The organism is Tardiphaga sp. 42S5 (assembly GCF_034044155.1).
GTDB lineage: Bacteria > Pseudomonadota > Alphaproteobacteria > Rhizobiales > Xanthobacteraceae > Tardiphaga > Tardiphaga robiniae.
In genome coordinates, this window is sequence record NZ_CP139027.1 from 943,349 (window position 1) to 958,093 (window position 14,745).

At 62.6% G+C, this 14,745-nt stretch carries 12 protein-coding genes; 10 read left to right on the forward strand and 2 right to left on the reverse strand.

Annotated elements, in window-relative coordinates; genetic code table 11:
- Positions 1 to 117: 117 nt before the first annotated feature.
- Complete coding sequence (locus SFY93_RS04485; RefSeq protein ID WP_320446189.1) at positions 118 to 1,071, forward strand: LysR family transcriptional regulator; 954 nt, start codon at positions 118 to 120, stop codon at positions 1,069 to 1,071.
- Here the strand turns inward: SFY93_RS04485 and SFY93_RS04490 are convergent.
- Positions 1,048 to 2,151, reverse strand: a complete 1,104-nt coding sequence (locus SFY93_RS04490; protein ID WP_089266433.1) for a DUF2336 domain-containing protein — start codon at positions 2,149 to 2,151, stop codon at positions 1,048 to 1,050. The genes SFY93_RS04485 and SFY93_RS04490 overlap by 24 nt on opposite strands.
- Positions 2,152 to 2,514: 363 nt before the next feature.
- Between SFY93_RS04490 and rimP the strand changes: the two genes are divergently transcribed.
- The 9 genes from rimP (at position 2,515) to SFY93_RS04535 (ending at position 13,977) form a co-directional block, all read left to right on the forward strand.
- Positions 2,515 to 3,294 (forward strand): ribosome maturation factor RimP, encoded by a 780-nt coding sequence (rimP, locus tag SFY93_RS04495; protein WP_120287753.1) that lies wholly within the window; start codon positions 2,515 to 2,517, stop codon positions 3,292 to 3,294.
- Between the two features lie 3 nt (positions 3,295 to 3,297).
- Positions 3,298 to 4,902 carry a transcription termination factor NusA gene (gene nusA / locus SFY93_RS04500; RefSeq protein ID WP_068734140.1) on the forward strand — a complete coding sequence of 535 codons (1,605 nt, stop codon included), beginning with the start codon at positions 3,298 to 3,300 and terminating at the stop codon, positions 4,900 to 4,902.
- A gap of 16 nt (positions 4,903 to 4,918) precedes the next feature.
- Positions 4,919 to 5,707, forward strand: coding sequence for an RNA-binding protein (locus SFY93_RS04505; protein ID WP_175369427.1), 789 nt, complete (start codon positions 4,919 to 4,921; stop codon positions 5,705 to 5,707).
- Between the two features lie 9 nt (positions 5,708 to 5,716).
- The gene (gene infB, locus SFY93_RS04510) at positions 5,717 to 8,500 is read left to right on the forward strand and encodes a translation initiation factor IF-2 (RefSeq protein ID WP_320446190.1); all 2,784 of its coding nucleotides are present in this window, start codon (positions 5,717 to 5,719) and stop codon (positions 8,498 to 8,500) included.
- Between the two features lie 147 nt (positions 8,501 to 8,647).
- Positions 8,648 to 9,064, forward strand: a complete 417-nt coding sequence (gene rbfA / locus SFY93_RS04515; RefSeq protein ID WP_320446191.1) for a 30S ribosome-binding factor RbfA — start codon at positions 8,648 to 8,650, stop codon at positions 9,062 to 9,064.
- Complete coding sequence (gene truB, locus SFY93_RS04520; protein WP_320446192.1) at positions 9,061 to 10,221, forward strand: tRNA pseudouridine(55) synthase TruB; 1,161 nt, start codon at positions 9,061 to 9,063, stop codon at positions 10,219 to 10,221. The genes rbfA and truB overlap by 4 nt, the downstream gene beginning before the upstream one ends.
- A gap of 2 nt (positions 10,222 to 10,223) precedes the next feature.
- Entirely contained in the window at positions 10,224 to 10,493 is a 270-nt protein-coding gene (gene rpsO / locus SFY93_RS04525) for a 30S ribosomal protein S15 (RefSeq protein ID WP_068734145.1), read from the forward strand.
- A 324-nt stretch (positions 10,494 to 10,817) separates the two neighbouring features.
- Complete coding sequence (pnp, locus tag SFY93_RS04530; RefSeq protein WP_089266441.1) at positions 10,818 to 12,965, forward strand: polyribonucleotide nucleotidyltransferase; 2,148 nt, start codon at positions 10,818 to 10,820, stop codon at positions 12,963 to 12,965.
- Positions 12,966 to 13,221: 256 nt separating this feature from the next.
- Positions 13,222 to 13,977 carry a superoxide dismutase gene (locus SFY93_RS04535; protein WP_231078565.1) on the forward strand — a complete coding sequence of 252 codons (756 nt, stop codon included), beginning with the start codon at positions 13,222 to 13,224 and terminating at the stop codon, positions 13,975 to 13,977.
- Positions 13,978 to 14,143: 166 nt separating this feature from the next.
- On the opposite strand, the gene SFY93_RS04540 is transcribed toward SFY93_RS04535, so the two are convergent.
- Positions 14,144 to 14,743, reverse strand: a complete 600-nt coding sequence (locus tag SFY93_RS04540) for a septation protein A (RefSeq protein ID WP_120288098.1) — start codon at positions 14,741 to 14,743, stop codon at positions 14,144 to 14,146.
- Positions 14,744 to 14,745: the final 2 nt, after the last annotated feature.

The window sequence follows — 14,745 nt, forward strand, 5'->3', positions numbered from 1 at the left end:
GTGGTTCTCCCAGAAGGCGACCGGACCGATCCTTTGCCGCTGCCGCCCCGATATGAGCCCGCTCCATTGATCCGATAAGCTGGACAATCCCGAAAGGCTTGTTCACTCTGTCGAACAATGAGCGATCTCGATCTGCGCGATCTGGCGGCCTTTCTGGCCGTGGCCAGGACCCGGAATTTCCGGCGGGCTGCGGTAGAGACCCATGTCTCGGTGTCCAGCCTGAGCCAGCGGCTGCGCGATATGGAAGAGCGGCTTGGCGTTCGTTTGCTGCATCGCACAACGCGCAGTGTTGCGCTTACCGAAGCCGGAGAATTGCTGCAGCGCAAAATCGCTCCGGCTATGGGCGATGTCCGTGCTGCGCTGCAGCAAGTTCGCGATTTCGGTGATGTGCCGTCTGGCCGCCTCAGGATCAACGGTCCGGCACCAGCCATCGATATCGTCGTGGCGCCGATGGTCACGCCATTTCTGCAGCAATACCCGCAGGTTGAGTTGGAGATCGTTGCCGAGACGTCATTGATCGACATCGTCGCCAAGGGTTTCGACGCCGGCATTCGCTATGGCGAGGATCTGGCGCAGGACATGATCGCAGTCTCGCTGGGGCCGCCGCAACGCTTCGTGATGGTGACTTCTTCGCAATATATTGCGCAGCATGGGCGACCTATTGCACCGCAGCAATTGCTGCAGCATTGCTGCATCAGAACGCGTTTCGACAACGGTTCTATCCCGGAATGGGAGTTCGAAAAGGACGGCCAAGTGGTCAGGATCCCGCCGCGGGGGCCGCTGCTGGCGAGTTATTCCCGGCTCGGGCTGGAAGCGGCCCGGGACGGGCTTGGCTTTTACGCGGTGTTTGAGGGCTATGTGCGGGACGACCTCGCGACCGGGAGGTTGGTCAGCGTTCTGGAGGACTGGCTGCCGCCATTCCCGGGGCCGTTCCTGTATTATCCAAGCCGTCGGCAGCCACCGCCGGCTTTGGCGGCGTTCGTGAGTTTTGTGGCGGAGTGGCGCAAACGGGAGCGACGGGCAGCCGCCCCGGAGAACCCCAGCGGATCAGAGCGGCAGGGGGATCGCTGAGGCGGTCTCGCGGGTCTGCCAGAAGGTCAGCACGCGCTGTGCCGTGGCAGGCACCAGGCGCTCGAAATTCTGTCGGGCTTCCTCGACATCGGCGGCGGCAGGCGAACGGCCGGGGCCGAGACGCAGCGTCATCAGGGCGCGGACGGTGGCCCAGGAAATCCCGATCGATTTGCCGAGGATCAGCATCGGATCGTCGCGGTCGCCCTTGAGGAGCTGGTCGATGGTCCCGATCCGCACGCCCGACAGAGCGGCGAGGGCGGCGGCGGTTTCCTCATATTGATGGGCGCGGGCAAAGCGCAACAAAGCGCCTTCGTCCAGCTCGTCGGCCTGGTGGAGCTTGCGAATGGCACGCTGCGCGGTGGCGAAGTCGCGGGTGACGGCCAGATGCGTCGGCGTACCGGTGATGTCTTGCATCGCGCGGTTGATCGCGTTGCGCAGTTGGGGGGCGGCGGCGTCGAACAGCCGACGGCGAACCACCTCGACCGACTGTGCCAACAGGTGTTTGAGTTGTTCCGGCGCGAGATCGTCGCGCTGCCCGACCGTGACGGCGAGGGCGCCATCGTCGCTGGCGCGGCGAATGAGGCCGGTATAGCCGAGCTGCGAGAAAGCCGCACCGGCGTTGCCGGCCACGCGGCGGATCACGTCGCGGTCGCCGCGGCGGACGATCACGTCGGTAATGCGCGGGGTCAGCGTCGAGCGATCGGAGATCGCCAGCAGATGCGACTGGCCTTGGGCCTTGGCGATGTCGACCAGTGTCGGTTCGTCGATCAAAGGTGAGCGGCGCAACAGCGGCCCGGCGATCAGGATTTCGTCATCGCGGACGAGCAAGGCCACCAGTTGCGGCGGTGCGTTGACGAGATCGGACAGCCGTTCGGCCAGCTCGGTGCGTGCTTCGACCTCGGTTTGTGGAACCAGACTCGTCAGAACGCCGTCGAACAGATCGACATGGGCCGGTTGAAAACGGGATGCGCCCCTTAGGAAAAGCTCGGAAATCTTACGCACCGCCTCGCCGCGCCGCTTGGGATCGCCATCTCTGACGATGTTCTCCAGCCCGGGAATGAGCGATTTCGCCTCAGCCATCAAAAATACTCAACACCACCATACGGAAAGGCTGTGGGGCACCGTAGATGGGGTTGATGAAGGAACGGTTAGTCCGCAGGATTGGGCTACCGCGGGTTGCAGAATTATTGCGGGGCAGCCATTGCGGCCTTGCCGGGGCGCCGGAAAAGGGCTATATCGCCCACAACTTACTAGGTTCTCATACGATCGCGTTTGAGAGTGGGCCCCTCGGGACCCGCTCTTTTTTATTACCTGAACGGACCTTGGCCGATAATCCGGCGGGGCTCGCCCGGGTCCAAAAGGGCCGAAAGCCCGACGCGATACACTTCTGCAGGCTGCACGCGCATTCAGACATCCTCCAACCGGAATACTTCGATCCTGGACATGACCGACCAAAACCCAGAAACCGTTGATACCGAGCTGCTTTCCGAGCCGCGCCTGGTGATCGAGCCGGGTGCTGCGGCGCGGGTATCGGCAGTCGCTACGCCCGTGCTCGAAAACCTCGGTTACCGGCTGGTGCGGATCAAAATTTCCGGCGAGCTCGGCTGCACCGTGCAGATCATGGCGGAGCGGCCGGATGGCACCATGCTGGTCGAGGACTGCGAGGCGATCTCACACGCGCTGTCGCCGGTGATGGACGTCGCCGATCCGATCCAGCGCGCCTATCGCCTCGAAATTTCCTCGCCCGGCATCGATCGTCCGCTGGTCCGACGCTCCGATTTCGAGCGCTATCATGGCTATCTGGTTAAGATCGAGATGGCTGTCGCCGTCGGCGGCCGTAAACGCTTCCGCGGCCTGCTCGGCGCTATCGAAGGCGACGTCGTATTGATCGATCGGGAAGGTGCCCGCGACGGCGAGGACCCCATCACGCGGTTGCCGCTGGAAGACATCTCCAATGCCAGCCTGGTGCTGACCGACGAACTGATCGCCGAGTCCATGCGCCGTGGCAAGCACGCCGAGCTTGATCTCAAGCGGGAGCTCGGTCTCGCGCCGCCGCCGGCACCGCATGCCAAGCGCAGCGATCCGAAAAAGAGCTTTGCGCCGAAGCCGAAACTCAAGGTCGCGAAAGCTGCCAAGAAGCCTTTGCCGAAGAATACCAAAGAACATCGTCTGGCCGCCGACCGTGCGCGCCGAGGCGAAATCGATCCCATCGAAGGAGAATGAGCTATGGCCGCTGTCAGCGCCAATAAACTCGAACTGCTGCAGATCGCCGACGCCGTCGCGCGCGAAAAATCGATCGACCGCAACATCGTCATCCAGGCGATGGAAGAGGCGATCGCGAAAGCGGCCCGTGCTCGTTACGGCTCCGAAACCGACGTGCATGCCGAGATTCATCCCAAGACCGGCCAGCTCTCGTTGACCCGCCACATGCTGGTGGTCGAGGACGTCGAGAATTCGTCTTTCCAGACCTCGCTGTTTGACGCGCAGCGCGCCAATCCGGGAGCGCAGATCGGCGACACCATCGCCGACACGCTTCCGCCGCTGGAATACGGCCGTATCGCCGCGCAGTCCGCCAAGCAGGTCATCGTGCAGAAGGTGCGCGAAGCCGAGCGTGACCGGCAGTACCAGGAATTCAAGGATCGCATCGGCGAGATCGTCAACGGCATCGTCAAGCGCGTCGAATACGGTTCGGTGATCGTCGATCTCGGCCGCAGCGAAGCCATCGTGCGCCGCGACGAGATGCTGCCGCGCGAAGTGTTCCGCAACGGCGACCGCGTTCGCGCCTATGTGTTCGACGTGCGCCGCGAAACCCGCGGTCCGCAGATCTTCCTGTCGCGCACCCATCCGCAGTTCATGGCCAAGTTGTTCGCGCAGGAAGTGCCTGAAATCTATGACGGTATCGTCGAGATCAAGGCCGTGGCCCGCGATCCCGGTTCGCGTGCCAAGATCGGTGTGATCTCGCGCGACTCGTCGGTAGACCCGGTCGGCGCCTGCGTCGGTATGCGTGGTTCCCGCGTGCAGGCCGTGGTCAACGAGCTGCAGGGCGAAAAGATCGACATCATTCCGTGGTCGCCGGATATCGCCACTTTCGTGGTGAACGCGCTGGCACCGGCAGAAGTCTCGAAAGTCGTGATCGATGAAGATCGTGAGCGCATCGAGGTTGTCGTTCCGGACACCAATAACCAGCTATCCCTTGCGATCGGTCGTCGCGGCCAGAATGTGCGCCTGGCTTCGCAGCTGACCGGCTGGGATATCGACATCCTGACCGAGCAGGAAGAATCCGAACGTCGCCAGGCCGATTTCGAAAATTCCACGCGCGTCTTCATGGAAGCGCTGAACGTCGACGAAGTCGTCGGTCAGCTGCTCGCGTCGGAAGGTTTCACCTCGGTGGAAGAACTTTCGATGGTCGATGCCAAGGAATTGTCGGGCATCGAGGGCTTCGACGACGAAACAGCGGCCGAATTGCAGAGCCGTGCACGTGAATACCTCGAGCAGCTCGAAGCTGAACTCGAAGGCAAACGTAAGGAACTGGGTGTGGAAGACGCTTTGAAGGACGTTCCGGGCGTGACCCTCAAGATGATGGTCAAGTTCGGCGAAAACGACATCAAGACCGTCGAGGATCTTGCCGGCTGCGCCACTGACGATCTGGTGGGCTGGACCGAACGCAAGGAAGGCTCCGAGCCGACCAAGCACCCGGGCATTCTCGATGCCAGCGAAATTTCGCGTGAAGACGCCGAGCATCTGATTATGCAGGCCCGCGTCGTGGCCGGCTGGATCACCCAGGCCGATCTCGACAAGGGTGCGCCGCTCGACGCCACCGAAGAAGCGTAAGGACAATGCCACGCGCATGCTCGCCATTGCTGACCAAGCAGATCTGGACAACGGCCCCCGGAGCACCAAGCCCGGGACGATGCGGATGTGCGTGGTTACGCGGAGCGTGCGCCCGATCGATGATCTGATCCGGTTCGTCGTCGCGCCCACGGGCGAGGCGATCCCGGATCTGAAGCGCAAGCTTCCCGGCCGCGGCCTCTGGGTCACGGCCTCCCGCAAGGCGGTGACCGAGGCGGCGAAGCGCAATCTTTTTGCCAAGGGTTTCAAGAAAGCGGTCAAGGCGTCGCCGACCCTGGCCGACGACACCGACAAGCTCATGGTGCGCGGCGTCATCGAGGCGCTGGCCATAACTGCCAAGGCCGGTCAGGTGGTTTCCGGCTTCACCAAGGTCGAAGACGCCCTGCGCCGCGGAACGGTCGGTGTTCTTCTCCACGCCTCCAACGGCGCCCCCGACGGAATCCGTAAACTGGACAGCGTTGCCCGGCAACGCGTGGAATTTGACGCGGAATCCGGCGACGACGCGCCGAAACTGCCGATCATTACGGTTTTAAGCTCCGATGAATTGGATTTGGCATTGGGGCGGTCAAATGTGATACATGCTGCCGTGCTTACGGGCCCGGCGGGCAAAACGTTCCTGTCGCGCAGCCAGACTCTGGTCCAATACCGGCTGGCTGACGACGACATCAACGCAAGCGCCAAAGCTTCGCTGACAACTGCTGCGCCGGAGACGGAGCCGCTGACGCCAACGATCTCGCTGATCGAAACTTCGACGACTGTGCGACCGCGCACAACGCAACAAGATTAGGACTGCTGAATGGTTGATACGAAAACGCCTGGTGACAAGACTCTGAGCGTTCCCAGCAAGACCTTGACGCTCAAGCCGCGCGTCGAGCAGGGCACTGTGCGCCAGAGCTTCAGCCATGGCCGCACCAAGCAGGTGGTGGTCGAGAAGCGCGGCAAGCGCCGTATGCCCGGCGATGCGCCCGTGGCTGCGCCTGTCGCCGCGCCAGCAACTGCTGCTCCCGCACCTGTCGAGACTGCTGCACCGGCTCCCGTTGCTGCTGCGCCGGCTGCTCCCGCTGCAACTGCTGCGCCCGCGGCGCCGGTTGCGCGCGCTGCTGCGCCTGCACCGGCCGCACCGGCTTCCCGCACCGCTGCACCTTCTCCCGCAGGACGCAGCTCCGCTCCGCCTCCCGCAGCGCCGCCGTCGCGCGCGCCGCAGCGCCCGCAGCCTCCGGCCCGTTCAGGTTCGGGCGTCGTGCTCCGCACCCTGACCGAAGAAGAGCGCAATGCCCGCGCCAGCGCGCTGGCCGATGCCCGCGTGCGCGAGCAGGAAGAGCGTCGCCTCGCCGAGATCGAGGCTGCCCGCCGCAACACCAAGGAATTCAAGGAACAGGAAGAGCGTGAAGCTGCCGAAGCCCGTCGCAAGGCCGAGGAAGAGCGTCACCGCCAGGAAGAAGAAACCAAGCGCCGCGCCGAAGTCGAGGCCAAGCGCCGTCAGGCTGAAGCCGATGCGAAGGCCGCCAAGCCGGCCACGACGACGGCCCGCCCCGGCGCCACCTCAACTACGCCTGCGCGTGCGCCCGGCGTCGCTGCCGACGGCACCGACGAGGATGAAGGTCCACGCGTCATTCGCCGTGGTCCCGGCGGCGCCGCGCGCCCCGTGATCGCGCCGAAGCCTACTGCCAAGCCCGGTCCGCAGAAGGAGCGCGGCCGTCTCACCGTCGTCACCGCGCTGTCGGCCGGCGACGTCCGCGAGCGTTCGATCGCCTCGTTCCGTCGCCGCACCCAGCGTCTGAAGGGTCATCAGTCGAACGAGCCGAAGGAAAAGCTGGTTCGCGAAGTCACGATCCCGGAAGCGATCACGATTCAGGAACTCGCCAACCGTATGGCTGAGCGTGCCGTGGACGTGATCCGCCTGCTGATGAAGCAGGGCGCGATCCACAAGATCAACGACGTCATCGACGCCGACACCGCGCAGCTGGTGGCCGAAGAAATGGGCCACACCGTCAAGCGCGTTGCCGAATCGGACGTTGAAGAAGGTCTGTTCGACAAGGTCGACGATTCCACCGATACCGAGCCGCGTTCGCCGGTCGTGACCGTCATGGGTCACGTCGACCACGGCAAGACCTCGCTGCTCGATGCGTTGCGTCATGCCAATGTGGTGTCCGGCGAAGCCGGCGGCATCACGCAGCATATCGGCGCTTATCAGGTCACGTCGCCCGAGAGCGGCAAGAAGATCACCTTCATCGATACGCCAGGCCACGCTGCGTTCACCGCGATGCGTGCCCGCGGCGCCAAGGTCACGGATATCGTCATCCTTGTGGTGGCGGCCGATGACGGCGTCATGCCGCAGACCATCGAAGCCATCAACCATGCCAAGGCAGCCGGCGTGCCGATGATCGTGGCGATCAATAAGATCGACAAGCCCGATGCCAAGGCGGAGCGCGTGCGCACCGAACTGCTGCAGCATGACGTGCAGGTCGAATCCTTCGGCGGCGACGTGGTCGACGTCGAAGTGTCGGCGAAGAACAAGACCAACCTCGACAAGCTCCTGGAAATGATCGCACTGCAGGCCGATATTCTCGACCTGAAGACCAATTCGGAGCGTCCGGCGGAAGGTACCGTGATCGAAGCCAAGCTCGATCGCGGTCGTGGTCCGGTGGCGACCGTGCTGGTTCAGCGCGGCACCCTGAAGGTTGGCGACATCATCGTGGCCGGTGCCGAAATGGGCCGTGTCCGCGCGCTGATCTCCGATCAGGGCGAGACGCTGACCGCGGCAGGTCCGTCCGTGCCGGTCGAAGTGCTCGGTTTCAACGGTCCGCCGGAAGCTGGCGATCGTATGGCCGTGGTCGAGAACGAAGCCCGAGCCCGTGAAATCACCGGCTACCGTGCGCATCAGAAGCGTGAGAAGTCCGCAGCCTCCACCAACGGCATGCGCGGCTCGCTCGAGCAGATGATGAGCCAGCTGAAGACCTCGGGTCGCAAGGACTTCCCGCTGATCATCAAGGCCGACGTGCAGGGTTCGCTTGAAGCGATTCTCGGCTCGCTCGAGAAGCTCGGCACCGATGAAGTCGCTGCGCGCATCCTGCATGCGGGCGTCGGCGGCATTTCAGAATCGGACGTCACGCTGGCGGAAGGCTTCAACGCCGCCATCATCGGCTTCTCGGTTCGTGCCAACAAGGAAGCCGCTGCTGCTGCCAAGCGCAACGGCATCGAAATCCGCTACTACAACATCATCTACGACCTCGTGGATGACGTGAAGAAAGCCATGTCCGGTCTGCTCGCGCCCACACTGCGCGAAACCATGCTGGGCAATGCGCAGATCCTCGAAGTGTTCAACATCTCGAAGGTCGGCAAGGTTGCGGGTTGCCGCGTCACCGACGGAACCGTGGAACGCGGCGCGAATGTGCGCCTGATCCGCGACAACGTCGTGGTGCACGAAGGCAAGCTGTCGACACTGAAGCGCTTCAAGGACGAAGTGAAGGAAGTGGCGTCAGGCCAGGAATGCGGCATGGCGTTCGAGAACTACGGCGACATGCGCGCCGGCGACGTGATCGAGTGTTACCGCGTAGAGACCATCCAGCGCTCCCTGTAAGTCCAAATCTTGCAGAGAGACCGGATTTAACGAGATGTCATGCCCGGCGTATTGCCGGGCATCCACATCTTTGAATTTCAGTCGTTGAAAACGTGAATGGCCGGAACAATTCCGGCCATGACGTATGTTGTTTTCGTAGGGAAACCGATGCCCAAGCATCACCAGAAGTCCGCGACGCCGGGCGGCTCGCAGCGTCAATTGCGCGTTGGCGAGCTGATGCGCCACGCGATTGCCGATATCCTGTCCCAGGGTGGGGTCCACGATCCCGTTCTGCAGACCACCATCATCACCGTGCCCGAGGTGAAGATGTCGCCCGATCTCAAGCTCGCCACCGTCTATGTGATGCCGCTCGGCGGCCAGAACACCGAACCGGTGCTGAAGGCGCTTGCGGCGAACAAGAGCTTCCTGCGAACCGAGGTCGCGTATCGCGTGAACCTCAAATACGCCCCCGATCTCCGCTTCCGCATCGATGAGCGCTTCGACGAAGCCGAACGCATCGACAAACTTTTGCGCACGCCTGCCGTTGCGCGCGACCTCAAACCAGACTCGGACGAAAACGAATGACTGTGACGACCCCAGCCGCCGCCCTCGATTCACGCCTCGATGAAGCGGGCAATGTCGAGCCCACCCTGTCTCCGGCCGTGCAGCACGGCGACCACGGTCAGCAAGGCGACCGCGGCGGCAATGACCAGCGTCAGCATCAGGGCCATCGCGGCAATAACGATCCCCGCCATCAGGGCGGCAAGCAGCGTCAGCAGGGCCAGGTCCGGCGCGACAAGCGCGACGTCCATGGCTGGGTGATCCTCGACAAGCCGATCGGCATGACCTCGACCCAGGCGGTCGCGATCGCCAAGCGCCTGTTCCAGGCCAAGCGCGCCGGCCATGCCGGTACTCTCGATCCGTTGGCGTCCGGCGGTCTGCCGATCGCGCTCGGCGAAGCCACCAAGACGGTTCCGTTCGTGATGGACGGCCGCAAGCGCTATCGCTTTACGGTCGCTTGGGGCGAGGAGCGCGATACCGACGATACCGAGGGCCGCGCGACCCTCACCAGCCCGAATAGGCCAACGGCGGACCAGATCCGGGCGTTGCTGCCGCAATTTACCGGCAATATCGAACAGACCCCGCCGCAATACTCGGCGATCAAGATCCAGGGCGAGCGCGCCTATGATCTCGCCCGCGACGGCGAGGTGGTGCCGCTGGTTCCCCGACCGGTTGTGATTCACGAATTAGTCCTGACAGAACAGCCAGATAGCGACCATGCCGTGTTCGAGGCCGAGTGCGGCAAGGGCACTTACGTGCGTGCGCTGGCCCGCGATATCGGCCGTTTGCTCGGCTGCTACGGCCATATCAGTGCGCTCCGGCGTACCCTGGTCGGACCTTTCGCCGAAGCCGACATGATTCCGCTGGAACAGTTGGAGGCTTTGTGCGATAGAGCCGCGTCTGGCGAGGGTAGCCTCGCCGACGCGCTACTGCCCGTTGAGACCGCGCTGGACGACATCCCGGCACTGGCCGTCACACGGGCGGATGCGGCAAGGCTCCATCGGGGCCAAGCCGTTTTGTTGCGCGGACGGGATGCGCCCGATTGTAGCGGCACAGTTTATGTCACGGTGGCAGGGCGATTATTGGCCCTCGCTGAAGTTGGCAATGGCGAACTCATCCCCAAGCGCGTGTTTAACCTGACCGGACTGACCGCCAGTTCGGCCCGCAAAGAAAGTAACTGACGATGTCGATTACCGCAGAACGCAAAGCGGAAGTCATCAAGACCAATGCCAACAAGACCGGCGACACTGGTTCGCCGGAAGTCCAGGTTGCGATCCTCTCCGAGCGCATTGCCAACCTGACCGGACACTTCAAGACCCACACCAAGGACAATCATTCCCGCCGTGGTCTTTTGAAGCTCGTCTCCACGCGTCGTTCGCTGCTTGACTACATCAAGCGCAAGGACGAGGCGCGCTACAAGGCGCTGCTCGAGAAGCACAACATTCGCCGCTAAGCGAAATCACGCGCGCAAAAAAACCTTTGCGCGCGTTTTTTGTAGCGGAAGCCATGTGCGGCTTTCGCGATAACGTTCAGAAGCAATCCGGCAACTGGACGATGACGGGCAAGGTGCCCGTCGCGCGGCGCGATCCTCCAAAGATCCCCGCGACCATCGGAAGGATGGACGCCATTCAGAATACCAGAGCCATGGCAGGATCGCCGGACGCTGATTTCGCGACATCGCGAACAGCTTCTTGCCGTCTTGCGCATGGCTTTTGTGTTTTGGACTTCAGTGTTTTTGGCCGTCACGTCCTCCGTGAACCCATGAAAGAAACCTAAGATGTTTAATGTTCACTCCGTCGAGATCGATTGGGGCGGTCGTCCGCTCAAGCTGGAAACCGGCAAGGTTGCCCGTCAGGCTGACGGCGCCGTCATCGCCACCTATGGCGAGACCGTCGTTATCGCCACCGTCGTCGCCGCGAAGACTGCCAAGGATGGCATCGACTTCCTGCCGCTGACCGTCGACTACATCGAGAAGACCTATGCAGCCGGCCGCATTCCCGGCGGCTACTTCAAGCGCGAAGGTCGCCCGACCGAGAAGGAGACGCTGGTCTCCCGCCTGATCGATCGCCCGATCCGCCCTCTGTTTGTCGATGGCTGGCGCAACGAAACCCAGATCGTCGTCACCGTGCTGTCGCACGACATGGAAAACGATCCGGACATTCTCGCGCTGGTCGCCACTTCGGCTGCGCTGACGATTTCCGGCGCCCCGTTCCAGGGCCCGATCGGTGCAGCCCGCGTCGGCTTCATCAATGATGAATACGTGCTCAACCCGACCCTCGACGAAATGGCCGACACCAATCTCGACCTCGTCGTCGCTGGCACCGGCGATGCCGTGCTGATGGTGGAATCGGAAGCCAAGGAGCTCAACGAAGACGTGATGCTCGGCGCCGTGATGTTCGGTCACCGCCACTTCCAGCCGGTCATCAAGGCGATCATCGAGCTCGCCGAGAAGGCCGCAAAGGAGCCGCGCGAGGTCAAGACCATCGATGACAGCGAAATCGAGAAGGAAATGCTCGGTCTCGTCGAAACCGAGCTGCGCGCTGCTTACGCGATCCCTGTGAAGCAGGACCGCTACGCCGCCGTCGGCGCCGTCAAGGCGAAGGCGATGGCGCACTACTTCCCGGAAGGTCAGGAGCCGAAATACGACAAGCTCCGCATCGCCGGCGTGTTCAAGGAACTGGAATCGAAGATCGTTCGCTGGAACATCCTCGACACCAAGAAGCGCATCGACGGCCGCGACCTGACCACGGTTCGTCCGATCGTCGCCGAAGTTGGCGTGCTGCCGCGCGCCCACGGTTCGGCGCTGTTCACCCGCGGTGAAACCCAGGCGCTGGTCGTGACCACGCTCGGCACCGGTGAAGACGAGCAGTATATCGACTCGCTGTCGGGAACGTACAAAGAGACGTTCCTGCTGCACTACAACTTCCCTCCCTACTCGGTCGGCGAGACCGGTCGTATGGGCGGCACCAAGCGTCGCGAAATCGGCCACGGCAAGCTCGCCTGGCGCGCAATCCATCCGGTTCTGCCGGGTCACCACGAATTCCCGTACACCGTGCGCGTGGTGTCGGAAATCACCGAGTCCAACGGTTCGTCGTCGATGGCGTCGGTCTGCGGTGCTTCGCTGGCGCTGATGGATGCGGGCGTTCCGATGAAGCGTCCGACGGCGGGTATCGCCATGGGCCTGATCCTCGAAGGCGCTCGATACGCGGTTCTGTCGGACATCCTGGGTGATGAAGATCACCTCGGCGACATGGACTTCAAGGTGGCTGGTACTGATACCGGCATTACCTCGCTGCAGATGGACATCAAGATCGCCGGTATCACCGAAGAGATCATGAAGGTCGCTCTGGGCCAGGCCAAGGAAGGCCGCATTCACATTCTCGGTGAGATGTCGAAGGCGCTCAACAACGCCCGTGCCGAGCTCGGCGAATACGCGCCGCGCATCGAGACCTTCAAGATCGCCACCGACAAGATCCGTGAAGTGATCGGCACCGGCGGCAAGGTGATCCGCGAGATCGTCGAAAAGACCGGCGCCAAGGTCAATATCGAAGACGACGGCACCGTGAAGGTGGCCTCATCCGATGGTGAGTCGATCAAGGCTGCGATCAAGTGGATCAAGTCGATCGCTTCGGATCCGGAGCTCAACGCGATCTATGAAGGCACCGTGGTCAAGGTCATGGAGTTCGGTGCATTCGTGAACTTCTTCGGCGCCAAGGACGGCCTGGTTCACATCAGCCAGCTGGCCGGCGGCCGCGTGCAGAAGACCTCCGACGTCGTCAAGGAAGGCGACAAGGTCAAGGTCAAGCTGCTCGGCTTCGACGATCGCGGCAAAACGCGTTTGTCGATGAAGGCGGTCGATCAGGAGACCGGCGAAGATCTCGAAGCCAAGCAGAAGGCCGCCGAAGGCGCGACTGCAGCGGAGTAATTTTCGCGACATAGTGAATGCGAAAGGGCGGCCGAGAGGCCGCCCTTTTTGTTTGTGGCGATGTTTCGCGAGGACCCCGAAATATCCTCCCCACGGCGCATGGCTTTGTTACGCTTGGGGGAGGGAAAAGAGGAACACGTCTCTCCGACACGTGATGTGCTATGTCCCGCTGCGTCACAATGCCCGCATATGAAACTGGCAGTGATGCGTTGCGTATCTGTCCGACGACCCCGCAAATTTCTCAGGGAGAAGCCCCATGACGACCTCTGCATCGATGTCCCGACGCCATCTCATGCTCGCTGCGACCGGCATCGCTGCCGCGGCCGTCGCGCCCCGTCTTGCTTTCGCCCAGGCGGCTGCGCCGGCCACCCCTACTGCCGGCAATGCGCCATTCATCCTGCCGCCGCTGACCTATCCGGTCACGGCGTTTGAACCGCATATCGATGCCAAGACGATGGAGATCCATCACGACAGGCATCACGCCGCCTACGTTGCCAACATGAACAATTTTGCCAAGGATACCCCGGTGATCGGCGAGAAGCCGCTGGTCGAGGTGCTCGGCAATCTCAACAGCGTGCCTGACGCGATCCGCACCGGCGTGCGCAACAATCTCGGCGGCCATGCCAACCACACCATGTTCTGGCAGATCATGGGCCCGAATGGCGGCAAGCCGGAAGGCGATGTGCTCGCGGCGATCGATCGCGACCTCGGCGGCCTCGAGAAATTCCAGACCGATTTCAACGCCGCCGGCGGCCGTCAGTTCGGTTCTGGCTGGGTGTTCGTGATCGTCGACAAGGACGGCAAGCTGTCGATCGAGACGCGTCCGAATCAGGACAATCCGATCATGGACGGCAAGCGCGCGCTGATGGGCAACGACGTCTGGGAGCACGCTTATTATCTGACCTACCAGAACCGTCGCGCTGATTATCTCAAGGCGTGGTGGAATACGGTCAACTGGACCAAGGTCGGCGAGCGCTATGCGGCGGCAAAGGCCGGCACGCTGGCGGTGTAGTGTTTCCCTCTCCCCGCTTGCGGGGAGAGGGTGGCGCGGACGAAGTCCGCGACGGGTGAGGGGGAGCTAGCGAGTGAAACACTGGCTCCCCCTCACCCGGATTACTCGCTGCGCTCGCAACCCGACCTCTCCCCGCAAGCGGGGCGAGGTTAAGTAAGAGCCGTTTCTACTTCCGCAGATCGCCTTCGTCGGCCGCGCTCTCCGCGAGCGTAGCCGGCTCGATGCCGTAGCGCTTGATCAGCGGCATCTGCGCCACCGCGAAGACCATGGTCAGCGGGATGACGCCGAACGCCTTGAAGGCTACCCAGAAATCCGTGCTCTGGGTGCGCCAGATCGCTTCGTTCAGAAGCGCCATGGCGAAGAAGAACAGCGCCCAGCGCTTCGTTAGCGCGCGCCAGCCTTCGTGTGTGAGATTGAACATCTGGTCGAACATGATGGCGATGAAGGATCGGCCGAACAACAGGCCGCCGCCGAGGATCGCTGCGAACAGGCCATAGATGATGGTCGGCTTGACCTTGATGAAGGTCTCGTCATGCAGCACCAGCGTCAGCGTGCCGAACACCAGCACGATGACGGCGGTGACAAGCGCCATGATAGGCACATGCCTGACCACGACATAGGACGCGATCATCGCCGCAACGATGGCCACCATGAAGGCGCCGGTGGCGACGAACAGGTTGAACTTGGCATTGGCGACGAAAAACACGATCAGCGGGCCGAGCTCGGTGGCGAGCTTGAACAATGGATGCGGCTGCTTCTTGTCGATCA